Source organism: Pseudomonas sp. PGPPP1 (assembly GCF_002255865.1).
In the GTDB taxonomy this organism is placed as follows: Bacteria; Pseudomonadota; Gammaproteobacteria; order Pseudomonadales; family Pseudomonadaceae; genus Aquipseudomonas; species Aquipseudomonas cremoris.
This window is the reverse complement of record NZ_NKIG01000019.1, coordinates 84,855-102,622: the sequence shown is the minus strand read 5'-3', so window position 1 is coordinate 102,622 and position 17,768 is coordinate 84,855. Positions and strand designations below refer to the sequence as shown.

Sequence of the window (17,768 nt, the reverse complement as noted above, 5' to 3'; positions counted from 1 at the left end):
AGAAATATTTGCACACAGCTGTAACGCGGATAGGGGGCCTCACTCTAGTGCTGTGTCGAGACTGAACAATCCGTTCAGACCGACACCACTACTGATCATGAGGAATACACGATGAACATTAAATCCGCTGCTGCTGGTGCCGCTCTCGCTATGGCTGCTGCCACTATGTTTGCTGGTGTGGTCACCCAGGCACAAGCCGCAGACGCCACTGTGCATTGCTATGGCGTCAACGCCTGCAAAGGCCAGAACGACTGCAAAACCAAAGACCACGCATGCAAAGGTCAAGGTTCTTGCAAAGGCCAGGGCTTCCTGTCGATGACCAAGTCGATGTGCGACGCCAAGGGCGGCAAAGTCGGCGAATAACCGGCCACCGAGTGCACCCGCAGCGGCAGCCCCCCACCGCTGCGGACACTTTTCCCAGGAGTGTCCTATGCCCACTTCCCTCCCGAACCTCGGTTATGGCCTGGGTTTACGCAGTGAGTACTACCAGCAGATCCTCGAACAGTCGCCCGCCGTGGATTGGTTTGAAGTGATCTCCGAGAATTACCTGGTCCAGGGCGGTAAAGCCTTGTACTACCTGGATGCGATCGCCGAGCGTTATCCGCTGGTGATGCACGGCGTGTCCCTGTCCATCGGCGGGCCGCATGCCCTCGATATCGATTACCTGAAGCAGATCAAGCAGCTCGCCGAGCGTATCCAGCCGGCGTGGGTGTCTGATCACCTGTGCTGGAGCCGCGGCAGCGCCCACCAGTTGCATGACCTGCTGCCGCTGCCCTACACCGAAGAAAGCCTGTACCACGTGGCCGCCCGTGTGCGTCAGGTGCAGGACGTATTGCAGCGCCCGCTGGTGTTGGAAAACGTCTCCAGCTACGTACGTGCCAAGGCCGATGAGTTTACCGAGTGGGAATTTCTCAACGCGCTGGCTCACTTGTCGGGGTGCCAGCTGCTGCTGGACGTGAACAACGTGTACGTGAGTTCGCGCAACCATGGCTTTGACGCCTGGACATTCATTCGTAATCTGCCGCCTGAAAGCATCCGCCAACTGCACCTGGCCGGGCATATGGACTACGGCGACTACGTGGTCGATACCCATGACCATCCGGTGTGTGATCCGGTGTGGGCGTTGTACCAGCAGACCCTGGAACACGTGGGGCCGGTCTCGACGTTGTTGGAGCGTGATGATCACTTCCCGCCGTTCGAGGAACTGCTCGCCGAGTTGAGCAAAGCCCGTGAACTGGGCGCAACCGCCTTGGCCCGGAGATCGTTATGCGCCTGACCGATTGGCAATTGGCCTTTGAGGAGCATTTGTTATCGCAAGCCAGCACTGCCAACAGCAGTTTTGCCGCCAGCTTGCTGGGCGGGCCGACGCTGGATGTGCAGACGGGCCTGGCGATTTACCACAACGCTTATCTCTCAAGATTGCAGGAAGTGTTGCGACACGACTTTGGCGCCCTCTGGTACTGGTTGGGTGATGACGAGTTCGCGCAACTGACAGACGCTTACGTGCGCCGCTATCCGTCCGCCCATTACAGCCTGCGTTGGCTCGGTGAGCGCTTGCCGGCGTTTATCGCTGAGTACCTGATGCTTGAACAGAGCCCGCCGTTGGTTGAACTGGCGCGGTTGGAGTGGGCGTTCACCCTGGCATTCGACGCGCCTCAAGGCGAGCCGTTGGGGTTGAACGATATGGCGCAGTTGCCGCCCGAGGACTGGCCGGGTTTGCAGGTCACCCTGGCGCCTTCGGTGCAGCAGCTGCTGTGCCACTTCAATACGGTAGCGATCTGGCGAGCCAGCAAGGGTGAATCAGACTTCCCCGGCAGCCACCCGCTTGAGCTGGCACACATTTGCCTGGTGTGGCGCCATCAGCAGGTGTGCAATTACCGCACGCTGGAACCTGCGGAAGCCTACGCGTTAGCGGGCATGGTAACCACCGGCTGGAATTTTTCAGAACTGTGCGCCGAGCTAGCAGTCACTTATGGAGAGGGTGCCCCCCTTCAGGCCGTTACGTGGCTGAAACAGTGGATCCAGGACGGTTTGCTGGAGCGTCGGACGCCATAGACGAACGCTATCAAATCGATAGCCTCCTACTTTGTCTTCTGATGGTCTACCCTCACTCCAGACGTCTGAAACAAGGGGGGACTACTCATGCTCGCGCAACTTCCACCGGCCTTACAGAATCTTCAGCTACCGCTGCGTCTTCGACTCTGGGACGGCCATGAATTCAACTTGGGCCCTGAGCCCAGTGTGACCATCGTGGTGAAGGACCCCACGGTCGTGTCCAAGCTGACCCATCCCACGCTCGATGCGCTGGGAGAAGCCTTCATCGAGGGCAAACTGGAGCTGGAAGGCTCCATCGCCGAGGTCATCCGGGTATGTGACGAATTGAGTCACGCCTTGATCGAAGACGACGAGGGGAGTCGTCCGGTGCGCTCGATCCACGATAAGGCCACCGATGCAGCGGCCATTTCCTACCATTACGACCTGTCCAACGAGTTCTACCAGCTGTGGCTGGACCAGGACATGGCGTATTCGTGCGGTTATTTCGAAACCGGCAGCGAATCCATCGATCAGGCCCAACAAGACAAATTCCGCCACCTGTGCCGCAAATTGCGGCTGCAGCCGGGGGAGTATTTGCTTGATGTCGGCTGTGGCTGGGGCGGGTTGGCGCGCTTTGCGGCGCGGGAGTTCGGGGTGAAGGTGTTTGGCATCACCTTGAGCAAGGAGCAGTTGGCGTTGGCCCGGGAACGGGTGAAAGCCGAGGGTCTGGCCGACCAGGTGGACCTGCAACTGCTCGACTACCGCGACCTGCCGCAAGACGGCCGTTTCGACAAAGTGGTGAGCGTGGGCATGTTCGAGCACGTCGGTCACGCCAACCTGGCGGAATATTGCAAGACCCTGTTCGGCGCGGTGCGTGAAGGTGGCCTGGTGATGAACCACGGCATTACCGCCAAGCACACCGACGGTCGACCCGTGGGCCGCGGTGCCGGGGATTTTATCGAGCGCTACGTGTTCCCCAACGGTGAGCTGCCGCACCTGGCGATGATGACCGCAGAACTCAGTGAAGTCGGGCTGGAAGTGGTCGACGTCGAAAGCCTGCGCCTGCATTACGCGCGCACGTTGGACCATTGGAGTGAGCGGTTGGAGGACAACCTGGAAGCGGCGGCGAAGATGGTGCCGGAGCAGGCGTTGCGCATTTGGCGACTGTATTTGGCCGGATGTGCTTATGCGTTTGCACGGGGCTGGATCAACCTGCATCAGATATTGGCAGTGAAGCCGCACGCCGATGGCAGCCATGAACTGCCGTGGACACGGGAAGATATCTACCGCTGAATCGGGAACAACAGCGATCTACCCATGTGGGAGCTGGCTTGCCTGCGATGGTGGCGTATCAGGACCGGATGAGTCGACTGATGCACTGCCATCGCAGGCAAGCCAGCTCCCACAGTTGTATTGAGGTGTTAGTTAGAGAATCGGCGAAATCAACCGCGCCACTCGCATGCCCAGTTGTTGCAACCGGCGCGTCTCGCGGCTTTCTTCCTGGCTGACTTCATGGGCCAGGGCGAAATCATCCAGCAGCATTTGCTCCACCTCGCTGGCAAACGCTTCATCCACCGTCAACAACATCACTTCGAAATTCAGCCGGAACGAGCGGTTGTCCATGTTTGCACTGCCGATCGCACTGATCTCGTTGTCCACTAACACCACCTTCTGATGCAAAAACCCGGGCTTGTAGCGGAATACGCGTACCCCAGCGCGCACGGCTTCGATCGCATACAAGCTGGAAGCGGCGTAGACGATACGGTGGTCGGGCCGCGACGGCAGCAGCAGGCGCACGTCGACGCCGCGCAAGACCGCCAAGCGCAGGGCAGAGAACACCGCCTCGTCGGGGATGAAATACGGGCTGGTGATCCACACGCGTTCGGTTGCTGCATGGATGGCTTCGACAAAAAACAGCGAGCAGGTTTCGTACGGATCAGCCGGGCCGCTGGCGAGCAATTGGCACAGCACGCCGTCTTCGGGGTAGGAGTCCGGCAGGATCAGTGGCGGTAACTCACGCGCAGCCCAAAACCAGTCTTCGGCAAACGACTCTTGCAAACACGCCACCACCGGGCCGGTGACTTGCACATGGGTGTCACGCCACGGCGCCAGCGGCGGTTTTTTGCCCAGGTATTCATCACCCACGTTATGCCCGCCGACAAACCCGGTCATACCGTCCACCACCACGATCTTGCGGTGGTTGCGGAAGTTGACCTGGAACCGATTGAGCCAGCCGCTGCGGGTAGCGAACGCCTTGACCTGTACCCCCGCGTCGCGCAGCGATTGCACATAGCGATGGGGCAGGGCGTGGCTGCCAATGCGATCGTACAGCACGTAAATGGCGACGCCTTCGGCGGACTTTTCCTTCAATAGGGTGTGCAGTTGTTGGCCGAGTTCGTCGTCGTGGATGATGAAGAACTGAAACAGTATCGCGGTCTTGGCGTTGCGAATCGCCTCGAAGATCGCGCTGAATGTGGCATCGCCGTTGATCAACAAGCGCACTTCGTTGTTGGCCAGGCACGGCATGCGGCCGAGCTTTGGCATTGCCCTCAGGGAGGCGTAGGCACTGGAGTTGCGCGCGGCCAGGGCTTCCTCGACCCAGGGGCGCCAGTTCAGTTCGGTGATTGCGGTGTGCATTTCCTGGTTGGCTTGGCGACGCGCCTGGATGTAGGCGTCGAAGGTGCTACGGCCGAAGATCAGGTAAGGAATCAGGGTCAGGTAGGGGATGAACATCAAGGACAAGGCCCAGGCGATGGAGCCTTGGGCGGTCCTGACGGTCAGCACCGCGTGGATCGCGGCGAGGGTCCCCAGAAAATGCAGCGTGGCAATGAAGTAGGCGAGCAGGTGCGGGCCAAAAAAATCCATGAACGACATGACTCCTGACAGTCCAGTGCCTAACAGACCATGAACGGCTGCGAATGTCGCTATTTTATTTGCCGTGCAACACTGGCGGCTTTGCGGCGTCTAACGCCCAACATTACCCAGGAGTTACCCGATGAATGCTCGTTTGCTCTGTTTAGCCTTGGTGACTGGTTTGGCGCTGCCGGTGGCAGCACAGGCGCAGATGCTGGCGCCGGGCTTGTGGGAATTGACCACCAGCAACATGAAAGTGGATAACCAGGACCTGCCGGACTTGTCGCTGATCCTCGGTCAGCTCAAGCAACAGATGACGCCTGAACAGCGCGCCATGCTGGAAAAACAAGGCATCACCATGGCCGGTAAGGGCGTGCAGGTATGCCTCACGCCTGCCCAGGTCGCGTCCGATTCGATCCCGCTGACCGACCCGCAATCGGGCTGCAAGCAGGAAGTAACCGACAAGACCGGCAACCAGTGGAAATTCCGTTTCAGCTGCCCGAAAGCCCAAGGCACGGGTGTGGCCACTTTCCAAAGCCAAAAGGAATTCACCACCACCGTCAACGGCACCTTCAATGCCACTGGCGTCCAGCAGAAGGGCAGTCTGGACACCCACGCCCAATGGCTGGGCAACGATTGCGGTACCGTCAAACCCCGCGCTTAACGCAAGAAATGCAGGGGCAGCCCCTGGCAGCTATCGACCACCCGGCCGTTGTACCAGGCCAGGTGGCCGGACACTAAGGTGGTGCTGACGCTGTGGCGAAAGCTACGCTCGGCGAACGGTGTCCAGCCACAGCGGCCGAGGATCGGTTGGCTGCTGACGGGTTTGCCTTCAGGCTCGGGTTGGATCAATACCAGATCTGCCCAATAGCCTTCACGCAGGTAGCCGCGATCAGGAATCGCGAACAGGTCGGCCACGCGATGGCTGGTTTTGGCCACCAGCGTTGTCAGCGGCAAGTGCCCATCCGCCACCAACTCCAGTAACGCCGGCAGCGCGTGCTGCACCAGGGGCAAACCCGACGGCGCCTCTCGATACCCCAGCTGTTTTTGCGCCCAGGTATGCGGCGCATGGTCACTGCCAATCACATCCAGGCGATCACTCAACAAGGCTTGGCGCAGCGCGTCGCGGTCGGCGCGGGTCTTGATTGCCGGGTTGCATTTGATCTGGTGGCCGAGGCGGTGATAGTCGCGGTCATCGAACAACAGGTGGTGCAGGCAAACCTCGGCAGTGATGCGCTTGTCCGCCAGCGGTTTGTCTTCGAACAACTCCAGTTCACGCTTGCTGGTCAGGTGCAGCACATGCAATCGCGTGCCGTGGCGTTTGGCCAATTCCACCGCAAAAGACGATGAGCGATAGCATGCCTCGGCGTCCCTGATCAGCGGGTGAGCGACGGCGGGGATGTGATCGCCGAAGCGCTCGCGCAAGCGCTGCTCGTTGGCCAGTATGCTTGGCGTGTGTTCGCAGTGAGCCAGCAGGATAGTCGGCACTTCGGCAAACAGCCGCTCCAGGATGCGCGGGTCGTCCACCAGCATATTGCCGGTGGACGCGCCCATGAACACTTTGACCCCGGCCACTTCGCACGGGTCGAGGGCGGCGACGGTGTCGAGGTTGTCGTTGCTGACTCCAAAGTGAAAGCCGTAGTTGGCCACTGAGTGCAGGGCTGCGCGGCGCTTCTTGTCGGCCAAGGCTTCCAGGTTCAGCGTGGCCGGGTTGGTATTGGGCATGTCCATGAAGCTGGTGATGCCACCGGCCACGGCTGCGCGCGATTCGCTGTAGAAACTGCCTTTTTCCGGCGCGCCGGGTTCACGAAAATGCACTTGGTCATCGATCATACCGGGCAGCAGCCAATGGCCTTGGGCGTCGATGGCCACGGGGGCATTGCAGTCTTGGATGCTGCTGGCGATCTTCTCGATGCGGCCGTTGGCGACCAGCACATCGGCGTCGAATTCCTGGCCTTCGTTCACCAGGCGGGCATTGCGGATCAGCAGGCGGCTCATGGTTCAGAACTCGTTTTGCAGGGCTTTGTAGCCGCGTACCAGGTCGACGTTGGTGCGCGCCACGTCCTCGGAAAACTCCGAGGCGCTGACGCTCACCGGCGGGAATTGCGACAGGTCGGTGTTGGGCCCGATGCGGGTGGTGGAAGGGACGTAAAAGGCGTCGGGCAAGTCGCGGCCATCGACTACAGAGTTGTGGCGTACCACGCAGCCATCGCCCACTGCACAGTTGAACAGCACGCTGTTGAAACCGATGAACACGCGGTCGCCAACGGTGCAGGGGCCATGGACGATGGAGCGATGCGCAATGGAGCTGAACTCACCAATCGTTACCGCTGCGCCAGACTTGGAATGGATGACGACGCCATCTTGGATATTGGAATTGGCGCCGATGGTGATCGGGTCCATGGCGCCGCTGGCGTCGACTTCGTCGGCGCGGATGACGGCGTAGGGGCCGACGAACACATTCTCGCCAATGATGACCTTGCCGCAGATGATGGCGGTCTTGTCGACGTAGGCCGATTCGGCAATCACCGGCAGGTCGCCGGAAGGGTTCTTGCGGATCATGCAGCGGGCTCCGTAATAATGTGGACATGGTCGCCGTCGATGGCGTTGTAGAAACAGGTGGGCCGGCCGGTATGGCAAGCCGGGCCTTGCTGGTCGACGATCAGCAACACCGCATCGCCGTCACAGTCCAGGCGGGCCTCCACCAACTGCTGCCAGTGGCCGGAGCTTTCGCCCTTGCGCCACAACCGTTGCCGCGAGCGCGACCAATAGCAGACGTGCCCGGTGGCCAGGGTTTCGTTGAGGGCCTGGCGGTTCATCCAGGCCAGCATCAAGACTTCGCCGCTACCGTGTTGCTGGGCGATGGCGGCAATCAGCCCATCGCTGTTCCAGGGCAGGGCGTTCAATACGTGTTCGAGTGGAAAGCGGCTGCCAATGGCAGCCCCTTCCAGGTCGAGCATGCTTAGGGTCATGGCTTGCTCAGGGCGGCGCACAGGGTGTTGAGGTTGTATTCGAACAGTCCGGTAAAGGTGCTGGCCGGGCCTTCTGCCGCGAGGGCATCGGAGTACAGCGTGCCGCCGATCTGTGCGCCGCTTTCGTCAGCGATTTGCTTGAGCAGGCGCGAATCCTTGATGTTTTCCATGAACACCGCCTTGACCTTGTCTTTGCGGATCTGGGTGATCAGCGCAGCGACTTCGGCGGCAGACGGTTCGCGTTCAGTGGACAGGCCCTGCGGCGCGAGGAACTCGATGCCATACGCCTGGCCGAGGTAACCAAAGGCATCATGGGAGGTGACGATGCGACGGTTGCCCGGTGGCAGCGCGCCGAACTTGGTTTTGGCTTCGGCCAGCAGGCGGTAGATTTCTTTCAGGTAGGCCTGGCTGTTACGCAGGTAGTCAGCCTTGTTGGCCGGGTCGGCGGCCACCAGGGCCTTGGTGATGTTGTTGACGTAGATTTCGGCGTTGGCCAGGTTGTGCCAGGCGTGGGGGTCGGGGATGGTTTCGCCGTCCTCTTCCATGGTGTGGGAAACCACGCCTTTGCTGGCAGTGACGACGGTGGCCTTGGTCTCGGTGCTGGTCACCAGGCGGTCCAGCCACGGCTCGAAACCGAGGCCGTTCTTGATGATGAGCTTGGCCTTGAGCAGTGCCTTGGCATCGTCCGGGGTGGGCTCGTAAGTGTGGGCGTCGGCGTCGGGGCCGACCATGTTGCTGATCTGGATGTGATCACCACCGATCTGGTGGGTGATGTCATCGAGAATACTGAAGCTGGTGACCACTTGGAGTTTGTCGGCGGCCTGGGCCATCGACAGCGGTAGCAAAAGGCTGAACAGCACGAGTAAAGCGCGCATCGGGAAACACCTCATTGGGATGACAGCAAGGGCGGGCGGCGCAGCAAGCCGTGCACCGGACCGAAGACCACGGACAGCAAGTACCCGGCGCCAGCCACCAGCACGATGGCCGGGCCGCTGGGCAACGAGTAGTAGAACGACAGCAACAAACCCAACCACACCGACAGGCATCCCAGCACCGCCGATACCGCGATCAACACCGGCAGGCGCCGGCTCCAGAAGCGTGAAGCAATGGCCGGCAACATCATCAAACCCACCACCATCAGTGCGCCGATAGCCTGGAAACCGATCACCAGGTTCAGCACCACCAGGGTCAGGAACAACCCGTGAGCCAACGGGCCAAGACGGCTGACGGTTTGCAGGAACAGCGGGTCGAGGGTGTCCAGCAGCAGCGGTTTGTAGATCAACGCCATGGCAATCAGGCTGAACCCGCTGACCCAAAGCATGCCGGTGAGGGTGGTTTCATCCACCGCCAGCGCGGAGCCGAACAGCAGGTGCAGCAGGTCCAGGCGTTTGCCGGCGATGCCCAGGATCAGCACGCCGGCTGCGAGAGAGATGGGGTAGATGGCAGCTAGGCTGGCGTCTTCGCGCAGGCCGGTGCGGCGGGTGATCCACGCGGACAAGCCGGCCATGCCCAGGCCGGCGCCGAGTCCGCCGATGGTCAACGCGGGCAGGCTGAGCCCGGCGAACCAGAAGCCCAGGGCAGCGCCGGGCAGGATGCCGTGGGCGACGGCGTCACCAATCAGGCTCATGCGCCGCAGAATCAGGAACACGCCCAGAGGCGCGGTGCTGCAGGCCAGCACCAGGCCGCCGATGAGCGCGCGGCGCATGAAGACGAAGTCGAGAAACGGCATCCACAGGTGGGCGGCGAAGTGCATCAGGCCACCTGCATGTGCGGTTGCGGTCGGATCAGCGCTTTGCTGTCGCCGAACACGCAGCCGGTGCTTTTGATCTGTACCACTTGCTGGGTGTGATGGCGTACGGAGGCCAGGTCATGGCAGACCACAATCAAGGTTCGGCCCTGCTCGTGCCAGGCATGGATGTGTTTCCAGCACAGCGCCTGGCCTTCTTCATCGAGGGCGGCGTGGGGTTCGTCCAACAGCAACACCGGCGCTTCGGCCAGGCTCATGCGGGCGAGCAGGGCACGTTGCAGTTCACCGCCGGACAAGGCCATCAACGGGCGATGTTCCAGGCCGCTGAGGCACCAGTCCTCCATCACGGCTTCAAGGCGTTGGCTGCGCTGTTGCGGGTTGAGTTGGCTGCCCCAGAACCCGGCGGCCACCAACTCTTGCAAGCTGATGGGAAACTGGCGGTCGAGGTGCTGTTGTTGGGGCAGGAACGACAGGCCACCACGGCGTGGAACATCCACGGTGACTTTGCCGGCCAACGGTTTTTGCAGGCCAGCGATCACCTTGAGCAGGCTGCTTTTGCCGGTGCCGTTAGCGCCGATAATGCCGGTGAGGCTGCCTTTTTCCAGGGAGAGGTCGATGGCAGGCGTTAGCGGTTGGCCGGGAGCGCCCCAGCGCAGAGCGGTGCAGGTGATCATGCAGAGTGTCTCGTCCAGCGGCTTTCAGCCACGGCATCGTGCGCGTGCAGGCTTTCGGCGTGGATCACTTTCAGGTGGAAGGCTTTGACGGCATCCGAGCGTTTCAAGGCGAGGTTCAAGCGGCGGGCGGCGTCTTCGCAGAACATCAGGTTCTGCCCGTTGGCCAGGGCGAAGGCTTGTTCGTCCGCGCGTTTCACAGCGGTTTGTACGGCAGTGCCGAGGGCGGCTTCCGCGTCGTTGATCAGGTCTGTCAGCGCCAGGTGCTCGCCTTGCAGGTGCACGTGCAACTGCGCGCTGCTGCGCTGGCTGTGGGGCGTGGCGACGATGCCATTGGCACTGCCGAGCCACGTCAGGACGTCTGCATGTTGCAGCGGCGTGTTGCCAAAATCTTCGAGAAATTGCTGCTGAATCAACTGCCTGGCGAGGGCAGCGGAGCAGGGGCAGGTTGAGGAATAAGTAACGTCAATTTTTAGTTCCACGTGGAACATCTGGTTTTCCAGGCGTGCCTCGATGCTCACCGGGTAGCTTTTCCAGCCGCTTAATGGGCTGACCAGTGCGGGGCGTTTGAGGAGCAGATGCGTATGGATACTTAGGTAGGCGTTCTTAGATAAACCTTCATGTGTGTCGATGAAGCGCTGCAGTACATTACGCAGAAGTGCAGGCGTAAGGGGCTGCTGGTCGAGCATCTCCAGCGCCAGGTACAGGCGCGACATATGAATGCCACGGGCGGTGCCATCGTCCAGGCTCACGCCGGCATCGGCGGTGGCGGTCAGGCGCTGACCGTCAATGTGAATCGGCAGGGCGATGCCGCACATGCCTACCCAGTCGAGTGGCAAGGCTTGGCGTGAAGCCTGCGCGGCGATATCCGGCAGAGTCAGCGCGTTCATGAGCAGGTCCATCATTGGAAATAAAAAGACATGTTATAGTATAACTATTGTCTCTACGATGGTTTTTCTGCACCCGCCTTTTTTCAGTCATGTCGAGCAGGGACGCTCCTTTATTTGCGGTATTTGTCATGCACAGACGTCAGCTCCTTAACCTGCTTCTGGCCAGCCCGCTATTCACATTGCCCTTTGCGGTGAATGCCACGCAGATCAGCAATGCGCGCCTGTGGCGCTCGGACGACAAGCTGCGCCTGGTGTTCGACCTCAGCGGTCCGGTGCAATACAAGACCTTTTCCCTCACCGCACCGGAGCGCCTGATCATCGACCTGAGCGGCGCTGGCCTCAGCGGTGACTTCTCTCAGTTGGCGTTGAAGAACAGCGGCATCACCTCGATCCGCTCGGGGCATTTCGGCAAGGGCGACACGCGCATCGTGCTGGACCTGGCCGCGCCGATGCAGCTCAACAGCTTTCTATTGCCACCCCAGGATGGCCAGGGCCATCGCCTGGTGCTTGACCTGACCAGTGCCACCCAGGCGCCTCGCCAGATTGCGGCTGAACCCAAGCCATTGGTAGACAAGGCACATCCCAAGCGCGACATCATCGTGGTGGTCGACCCCGGCCACGGCGGCAAAGACCCAGGCGCCATCGGTTCCAAGGGCCAGCGCGAAAAAGACGTGGTGCTGTCGATCGCTCAGCTGTTGGCCAAACGTTTGAAGCGCGAGAAGGGCTTTGACGTGAAGTTGGTGCGCAATGACGACTTCTTCGTGCCGCTGCGCAAACGCGTGGACATCGCCCGTCAGCACAAGGCCGATATGTTCATCTCGGTGCACGCAGATGCCGCGCCACGGCTCACCGCTTCGGGGGCGTCGGTGTATGCGCTGTCTGAAGGCGGCGCGACCTCTGCCACGGCACGCTTCATGGCGCAGCGTGAAAACGGTGCCGACCTGCTGGGGGCCACCACGCTGCTTAATCTCAAGGACAAGGATCCAATGCTGGCCGGGGTGATTCTCGACATGTCGATGAACGCCACCATCGCCTCCAGCCTGCAATTGGGCAGCTCGATCCTGGGCAGTCTGGAGGGCATTACCACCCTGCATCAGAAGCGTGTGGAACAGGCCGGGTTCGCGGTGCTCAAGTCACCGGATGTGCCGTCGATCCTGGTGGAGACCGGGTTTATTTCCAACACCCGCGACGCCCAGCGGCTGGTGACGGCGCGCCATCAACAGGCCGTCGCGGATGGCTTGTTCGAGGGGCTGAAAAAATACTTCCAGAAGAACCCACCCATGAACAGCTACATGGCGTGGGTGCAGGAACAGAAGAACAGCCAGGTCTAACAGCCAGTAATACGGCTGCACGTGAATTTGGCGCTGGCCCCACCGGAACTGGAAAACCGGTTGATCGTGGTCCAGCCCACACGCCGCGTGTAGCCCACCCACGCCTCACCATCCGACGCCAACCCGGTAAAGAACGTCAGCTGCCCATAGCGGCTGTTGGTCTGTGCCCAATAGCGTTTGCCGATCACCTCGAAGCCGCGCAAATACGTGGTGCTGCCTTGCGTCGCCACGCTGTAGGCATTGCCCAGTGGGTCTACGCACGCCAGCAGGTTGGCGCTGCGCGTGCAGTTGGCCAGCAGGCTCGGTACTTGGGCGCAGGCCGGTACTGCCGCCGTTAATAAGAGGGCGCACACCAGGTATTTCATAGGGGGTCTCGGGGCGGGAGGGTGCTCAAGCATTGCGCCCTTCGTCGAGAGGATCAAGGGGGGATTGGCTTATTTGCATTGTTATACTATAACATAAAAGCACAGCCTGACCCGTGAACCGCTCCCCATGACTGAACAAGACCTGCTGGCCCAACCGGCCGCTGACTACATGAATGAAGCCCAGCAAGGCTTCTTCCGCGAACTGCTGCTGACTCAGCGCCACGAGCTGCAAGCGCGTATCGAAGCTGAATTCCTGGTGCTGCGCGAGCAGGAAACCAACAGCGACCCGGCGGATGTCGGCAGTGCCGAAGAACAGCGTCAATGGCAACTGCGCCTGCTGGAGCGGGAAAAAAAGCTGTTGGACAAGATCGACGACGCCCTTGAACTGCTGGCCCGCGGTGAATACGGCTGGTGCCGCGAGACCGGCGAGCCCATTGGCCTGCAACGCCTGCTGCTACGCCCCACCGCCACCCTGTGTATCGAAGCCAAAGAACGCCAAGAGCTGCGCGAACGCCATAAACGGGCGATTTGACCGGCCAACCCTGATGAGGAATACCTGATGCCCAATCGTCTCCCCGTTACTGTGTTGTCCGGTTTTCTCGGCGCCGGTAAAAGCACGCTGCTCAACTATGTCCTGCGTAACCGCGAAAACCTGCGAGTTGCGGTGATCGTCAACGACATGAGCGAAATCAACATCGATGGCAGCGAGGTCCAGCGCGACGTCACCCTCAACCGCTCCGAAGAAAAACTGGTGGAGATGAGCAACGGCTGCATCTGCTGCACCTTGCGTGAAGACCTGCTGCTTGAAGTAGGAAAACTCGCCAAGGAAGGTCGTTTCGATTACCTGTTGATCGAATCCACCGGTATTTCCGAGCCGTTGCCCGTGGCCGAAACCTTCACCTTCCGCGATGAAAACGAACAAAGCCTGGCCGACATCGCCCGCTTGGACACCATGGTCACCGTGGTCGATGGCATGAACTTCCTGCTCGACTACCAGGCCGCCGAAAGCCTAGCCTCACGGGGTGAAACCCTTGGCGAAGAAGACGAACGCTCGATCACCGACCTGCTCATCGAGCAGATCGAATTCGCCGACGTGATCCTGATCAGCAAGATCGACTTGATCAGCAGCCGCGAACGCGAAGAACTGATGGCGATTCTTGAGCGCCTGAACGCACAGGCTGAAATCATCCCGATGGTCATGGGCGAAGTGCCGTTGCACAAGATCCTCAACACCGGCCGTTTCGACTTCGAACGCGCCGCCCAAGCGCCGGGCTGGTTGCAGGAATTGCGCGGTGAACATGTGCCGGAAACCGAGGAGTACGGCATCGCTTCCACCGCTTATCGCGCACGGCGTCCATTCCATCCCCAGCGCTTCTTCGACTTTATCGATCGGCCCTGGGTCAACGGCAAACTGCTGCGTTCCAAGGGCTTTTTCTGGCTGGCCAGCAAACATCAGGATGCAGGCAGCTGGTCCCAGGCCGGTGGCCTCATGCGCCATGGCTTTGCCGGACGCTGGTGGCGGTTTGTGCCCAAAAACCAGTGGCCCCAGGACGAAGAAAACATCGCAGCCATCATGGGCAATTGGCAACTGAGCACCGGTGATTGCCGTCAGGAACTGGTGTTTATCGGGCAGAACATCGACTTCACCCGCATGCGTGCCGAACTGGATGCCTGCTTGCTCAACGATGAAGAAATGGCCCTGGGCGTCGAAGGTTGGCGCCTGTTGGCCGACCCCTTTGGCCCTTGGTATGAGGAGGCAGCCGCCTGATGCTGGCCCCGGTTATTGCCCTGCGCCCCGTGATTCGCCAAACGTTTGGTGAAACCCCGCTGGCCCTGTCCGACATCCTTGAGGATGGCGTAAACCTTGCGGTGTGGCAGCGCCAGTTGCCGCTGCACATCGCCGAGTTTGGCGCCCTGCTGGTGGCGCTCAACGAGCCGCTGGCCGACTCGATGGTCATTGAGCTCAAAACTGAAGACGCTGAGCCGAACTTGCAGGGTTTGGCGTCCAGTTGCCGTGACCTCGAAGGTTATGAAGGTTTTATCGCCGATGTGTCGTGGCTGGTCAGCGCATTTGCCTGCCTGCTTGGCGCAAAGCGTATCGGCGTGCGCCTGCGGTTGTTGGATAAGGCCATGTGCCCGCGTTTTCACGTCGATCACGTGCCGGTGCGACTGATCACCACCTACGCCGGGATCGGCAGCCAGTGGTTGCGCGAAGGCGTGATGGACCGCCGCAAACTGAGCCAGCCGGACGCTGAACCCAGCGAGCGTATCGAACAGATCCACTGCGGCGAAGTCGCCTTGCTCAAGGGCACCAAGTGGCACGGCAACGAAGGCCATGGCCTGATCCACCGCTCACCGGCGCTCAAGGCCGATGAACGCCGCTTGATCCTGACACTGGATTGGCTCGCATAACCGCGTAGGATCAAGCGTTCTAATCGGTCTGAATAATGCCTCCATGTTGCAGAATATTCCCACCCACGTGATTGCCGGACCCTTGGGCGCCGGCAAGACCAGCCTGATCAAGCACCTGCTCGCCCAACGTCCGGCCAATGAGCGCTGGGCGGTGTTGATCAACGAGTTCGGGCAAATCGGCTTGGACGCGGCGCTGCTGACCCAGGACGACGATGGCATTGCCTTGGGTGAAGTGGCCGGTGGCTGTCTGTGTTGTGTGAATGGGGCGCCATTCCAGGTAGGCCTGGGTCGCCTGCTGCGTAAGGCCAAGCCGGATCGGCTGTTTATCGAGCCTTCGGGTCTCGGCCATCCGGCGCAGTTGCTCAAACAGTTGCGAGAAGCTCCGTGGCAGCAGGTGCTGGCCGTACAGCCATGCGTGATGGTGCTGGATGCCCAGGCGTTGGCGGCGGGTAAACGGTTGCCCCAAGCCCAGCAGGAGGCGCTGGCCAGCGCCGGGCTGTTGGTCTTGAACAAGGATGAAACGTTGGATGGCGCACAACGCCATGCTGTCGAGCGGCAATTACCCGATTGCCCGCTTTATTGGACCCGCCAGGCGCAATTGCCTCTGCAGCAGTTGCCCGGTTTGAGTGCACGCGCGGGAGCGGCTATGGATAACTTCGACGTGCCCAAGGGGCTCGCGCAAATGCCGGCGATCTGGAGCGATCCCACGCTGCCCATCTGTTTGAGTCAGGCGCAAGAAGGCGGCTGGAGTGTTGGCTGGCGCTGGCACCCAAGCCAGCAATTTGACCTCCCGCGCGTGCATGACTGGCTCACACGCCTTGAGTGGCGCCGCGCCAAGCTGGTTATCCACAGCGTCGAAGGCTGGGTTTCGGCCAACGCTGTGGATAACAGCCCGCTCGCCTGGCAACCCAGCGAATGGCGCCGTGACTCTCGTGTCGAATTGATCTTCAGCGCACCACAGGACGTGGCCGCGTTGCAGGCTGCATTGGCAGCCTGTCGTCAGTGACGATTCTTGGTGGCGTGGTCCTGGCGCCACTGGCTTAGCTCAATCACTTCGGCGCTGGGCAGCGGGGTCTTGATCTCGAACGGGTAGGGCGCCAGTTCGATCTGCGCGCTGTGAGCACCGAATTGGGTGATAGTCCCCGGGTGGCGAGCTTCGCCGGTCACGGTGAATTCGAAGTTGTAGATGCGTGCCAGGCGCCGCCGACCATTGGCATCCTTCACAAAACCGATGCGCTTGAGCGCCACCGCGCCGTCCAGCAGCTCGATGTCGAGCTTGGCGCAATGTTGCTTGACCCGCTCCAGTGCTCGCTCGCGCAGGCCGTGGTTGTGCCACACCCAGGCAGCACCGGTGGCCAGCAGCATCAACACGAAGATGTTTCCCAGGGTCAGCATGCGAAAAACTCCAACAAAGTGAGAGCAGCTTAACTGTGTCGCCGGCCTGTCGTACAGGCTGCGTTTAGTCGCATACTGCGCGGCCAGAATTTCATTGGTTTTACGGAAATCCCCTGCATGAAACGCACACCTCATCTGCTTGCGATCCAGTCTCATGTGGTCTTTGGCCACGCCGGGAACAGCGCCGCCGTATTTCCCATGCAACGCGTCGGGGTGAACGTATGGCCGCTGAACACGGTGCAGTTTTCCAACCACACTCAGTATGGCCAGTGGGCCGGAGAAGTGCTGGCGCCGCAGCAGATTCCGGCGCTGGTGGAAGGTATTGCTGCGATTGGCGAACTGGGCAACTGCGACGCGGTACTGTCCGGTTACCTGGGCAGTGCCGACCAAGGTCGAGCGATTCTCACCGGTGTGGCGCGTATCAAGGCCATGAACCCCAAGGCGCTATACCTGTGTGATCCGGTGATGGGGCACCCGGAAAAGGGCTGCATCGTGCCTCAGGAAGTCAGTGACTTCCTGCTGGATGAAGCCGCCGCGATGGCTGACTTCCTGTGCCCCAACCAACTGGAGTTGGACAGTTTCGCCGGGCGCAAGCCGCAATCATTGTTCGACTGCTTGGCCATGGCCAAGGCGTTGCTGGCTCGCGGGCCGAAGGCCGTGTTGGTCAAGCATTTGGATTACCCGGGCAAATTGCCGGATGGTTTCGAGATGCTGCTGGTGACCGCCGACGGCAGCTGGCATTTGCGCCGACCGTTGCTGGCGTTCCCGCGTCAGCCGGTAGGGGTGGGCGACCTGACATCCGGGCTGTTCCTGGCGCGGGTGTTGTTGGGCGACAGCCTGGTGGCGGCCTTCGAGTTCACCGCTGCGGCGGTGCATGAAGTGCTGCTGGAGACTCAGGCGTGTGCCAGTTACGAGCTTGAGTTGGTGCGGGCTCAGGATCGTATTGCGCATCCGCGTGTGCGCTTTGAAGCCACGCCGATCGGTCTGTAATTCCACAAATCAAAAATGTGGGAGCGGGCTTGCTCGCGAATACGGTGTGTCAGACCCGAATGAGTTGACTGACACACTGCATTCGCGAGCAAGCCCGCTCCCACATTT

General features: G+C 60.8%; 21 protein-coding genes. 11 read left to right on the top strand and 10 right to left on the bottom strand.

The features are described from left to right. Positions 1-111: 111 nt before the first annotated feature. The 4 genes from bufA2 to cfaB all read left to right on the top strand — a co-directional run bounded on the left by bufA2 (position 112) and on the right by cfaB (position 3,327). Positions 112-363, top strand: a complete 252-nt coding sequence (bufA2, locus tag CFE47_RS20485) for a BufA2 family periplasmic bufferin-type metallophore (protein WP_185709592.1) — start codon at positions 112-114, stop codon at positions 361-363. Between the two features lie 67 nt (positions 364-430). After that, a complete protein-coding gene (gene bufB / locus CFE47_RS20480) occupies positions 431-1,276 on the top strand; it encodes an MNIO family bufferin maturase (protein WP_286839890.1) in 846 nt (281 codons plus the stop codon). Next, complete coding sequence (locus tag CFE47_RS20475; RefSeq protein ID WP_286839888.1) at positions 1,267-2,055, top strand: HvfC/BufC N-terminal domain-containing protein; 789 nt, start codon at positions 1,267-1,269, stop codon at positions 2,053-2,055. The genes bufB and CFE47_RS20475 overlap by 10 nt, the downstream gene beginning before the upstream one ends. 87 nt (positions 2,056-2,142) lie before the next feature. Then, a complete protein-coding gene (gene cfaB / locus CFE47_RS20470; RefSeq protein WP_286839886.1) occupies positions 2,143-3,327 on the top strand; it encodes a C17 cyclopropane fatty acid synthase CfaB in 1,185 nt (394 codons plus the stop codon). 132 nt (positions 3,328-3,459) lie between these two features. Here cfaB and cls read toward each other — a convergent pair whose 3' ends face one another. Then, positions 3,460-4,899 (bottom strand): cardiolipin synthase, encoded by a 1,440-nt coding sequence (gene cls, locus CFE47_RS20465; RefSeq protein WP_286839884.1) that lies wholly within the window; start codon positions 4,897-4,899, stop codon positions 3,460-3,462. 130 nt (positions 4,900-5,029) lie between these two features. Between cls and CFE47_RS20460 the strand changes: the two genes are divergently transcribed. Further along, entirely contained in the window at positions 5,030-5,551 is a 522-nt protein-coding gene (locus CFE47_RS20460) for a DUF3617 domain-containing protein (protein ID WP_185709587.1), read from the top strand. Here the strand turns inward: CFE47_RS20460 and CFE47_RS20455 are convergent. From CFE47_RS20455 to folE2, 7 genes are read right to left on the bottom strand one after another with little or no spacing between them, the layout of a single operon-like run. Further along, positions 5,548-6,885 (bottom strand): dihydroorotase, encoded by a 1,338-nt coding sequence (locus CFE47_RS20455; RefSeq protein ID WP_286839882.1) that lies wholly within the window; start codon positions 6,883-6,885, stop codon positions 5,548-5,550. The genes CFE47_RS20460 and CFE47_RS20455 overlap by 4 nt on opposite strands. Before the next feature lie 3 nt (positions 6,886-6,888). Beyond that, the gene (locus CFE47_RS20450; RefSeq protein WP_286839879.1) at positions 6,889-7,449 is read right to left on the bottom strand and encodes a gamma carbonic anhydrase family protein; all 561 of its coding nucleotides are present in this window, start codon (positions 7,447-7,449) and stop codon (positions 6,889-6,891) included. Further along, positions 7,446-7,859: a phosphoribosyl-AMP cyclohydrolase gene (hisI, locus tag CFE47_RS20445; RefSeq protein ID WP_286839876.1), complete on the bottom strand. Its 414-nt coding sequence runs from the start codon at positions 7,857-7,859 to the stop codon at positions 7,446-7,448. The genes CFE47_RS20450 and hisI overlap by 4 nt, the downstream gene beginning before the upstream one ends. Then, a complete protein-coding gene (locus CFE47_RS20440) occupies positions 7,856-8,734 on the bottom strand; it encodes a metal ABC transporter substrate-binding protein (RefSeq protein ID WP_286839875.1) in 879 nt (292 codons plus the stop codon). The genes hisI and CFE47_RS20440 overlap by 4 nt, the downstream gene beginning before the upstream one ends. 11 nt (positions 8,735-8,745) lie before the next feature. Further along, on the bottom strand, positions 8,746-9,612 hold the full coding sequence (locus tag CFE47_RS20435; RefSeq protein WP_286839872.1) for a metal ABC transporter permease: 867 nt from the start codon (positions 9,610-9,612) through the stop codon (positions 8,746-8,748). Then, entirely contained in the window at positions 9,612-10,280 is a 669-nt protein-coding gene (locus tag CFE47_RS20430) for a metal ABC transporter ATP-binding protein (protein ID WP_286839869.1), read from the bottom strand. Before CFE47_RS20430 ends, CFE47_RS20435 begins: the two co-directional genes overlap by 1 nt. Beyond that, positions 10,277-11,167, bottom strand: coding sequence for a GTP cyclohydrolase FolE2 (gene folE2, locus CFE47_RS20425; RefSeq protein ID WP_286839868.1), 891 nt, complete (start codon positions 11,165-11,167; stop codon positions 10,277-10,279). The genes CFE47_RS20430 and folE2 overlap by 4 nt, the downstream gene beginning before the upstream one ends. Positions 11,168-11,295: 128 nt before the next feature. Between folE2 and CFE47_RS20420 the strand changes: the two genes are divergently transcribed. Next, positions 11,296-12,498, top strand: coding sequence for an N-acetylmuramoyl-L-alanine amidase (locus tag CFE47_RS20420; protein WP_286839866.1), 1,203 nt, complete (start codon positions 11,296-11,298; stop codon positions 12,496-12,498). Here CFE47_RS20420 and CFE47_RS20415 read toward each other — a convergent pair. Further along, positions 12,495-12,863 carry a glutamine synthetase gene (locus CFE47_RS20415; protein ID WP_185709578.1) on the bottom strand — a complete coding sequence of 123 codons (369 nt, stop codon included), beginning with the start codon at positions 12,861-12,863 and terminating at the stop codon, positions 12,495-12,497. The two genes, CFE47_RS20420 and CFE47_RS20415, sit on opposite strands and share 4 nt — an antisense overlap. Positions 12,864-12,990: 127 nt before the next feature. Between CFE47_RS20415 and dksA the strand changes: the two genes are divergently transcribed. The 4 genes from dksA to CFE47_RS20395 are packed head-to-tail and all read left to right on the top strand — an operon-like array spanning position 12,991 to position 16,281. After that, the gene (gene dksA, locus CFE47_RS20410; protein WP_286839863.1) at positions 12,991-13,395 is read left to right on the top strand and encodes an RNA polymerase-binding protein DksA; all 405 of its coding nucleotides are present in this window, start codon (positions 12,991-12,993) and stop codon (positions 13,393-13,395) included. Positions 13,396-13,422: 27 nt separating this feature from the next. Next, positions 13,423-14,631: a zinc metallochaperone GTPase ZigA gene (gene zigA, locus CFE47_RS20405; RefSeq protein WP_286839860.1), complete on the top strand. Its 1,209-nt coding sequence runs from the start codon at positions 13,423-13,425 to the stop codon at positions 14,629-14,631. Then, positions 14,631-15,275 carry a DUF1826 domain-containing protein gene (locus CFE47_RS20400; protein ID WP_286839857.1) on the top strand — a complete coding sequence of 215 codons (645 nt, stop codon included), beginning with the start codon at positions 14,631-14,633 and terminating at the stop codon, positions 15,273-15,275. The genes zigA and CFE47_RS20400 overlap by 1 nt, the downstream gene beginning before the upstream one ends. 43 nt (positions 15,276-15,318) lie before the next feature. After that, positions 15,319-16,281 (top strand): CobW family GTP-binding protein, encoded by a 963-nt coding sequence (locus CFE47_RS20395; protein ID WP_286839856.1) that lies wholly within the window; start codon positions 15,319-15,321, stop codon positions 16,279-16,281. On the opposite strand, the gene CFE47_RS20390 is transcribed toward CFE47_RS20395, so the two are convergent. Further along, entirely contained in the window at positions 16,275-16,670 is a 396-nt protein-coding gene (locus tag CFE47_RS20390; protein ID WP_176994529.1) for a DUF3301 domain-containing protein, read from the bottom strand. The genes CFE47_RS20395 and CFE47_RS20390 overlap by 7 nt on opposite strands. 117 nt (positions 16,671-16,787) lie before the next feature. On the opposite strand from CFE47_RS20390, the gene pdxY reads away from it, so the two are divergent. Next, complete coding sequence (gene pdxY / locus CFE47_RS20385; RefSeq protein WP_185709572.1) at positions 16,788-17,660, top strand: pyridoxal kinase PdxY; 873 nt, start codon at positions 16,788-16,790, stop codon at positions 17,658-17,660. The last annotated feature ends 108 nt before the right edge of the window (positions 17,661-17,768 follow it).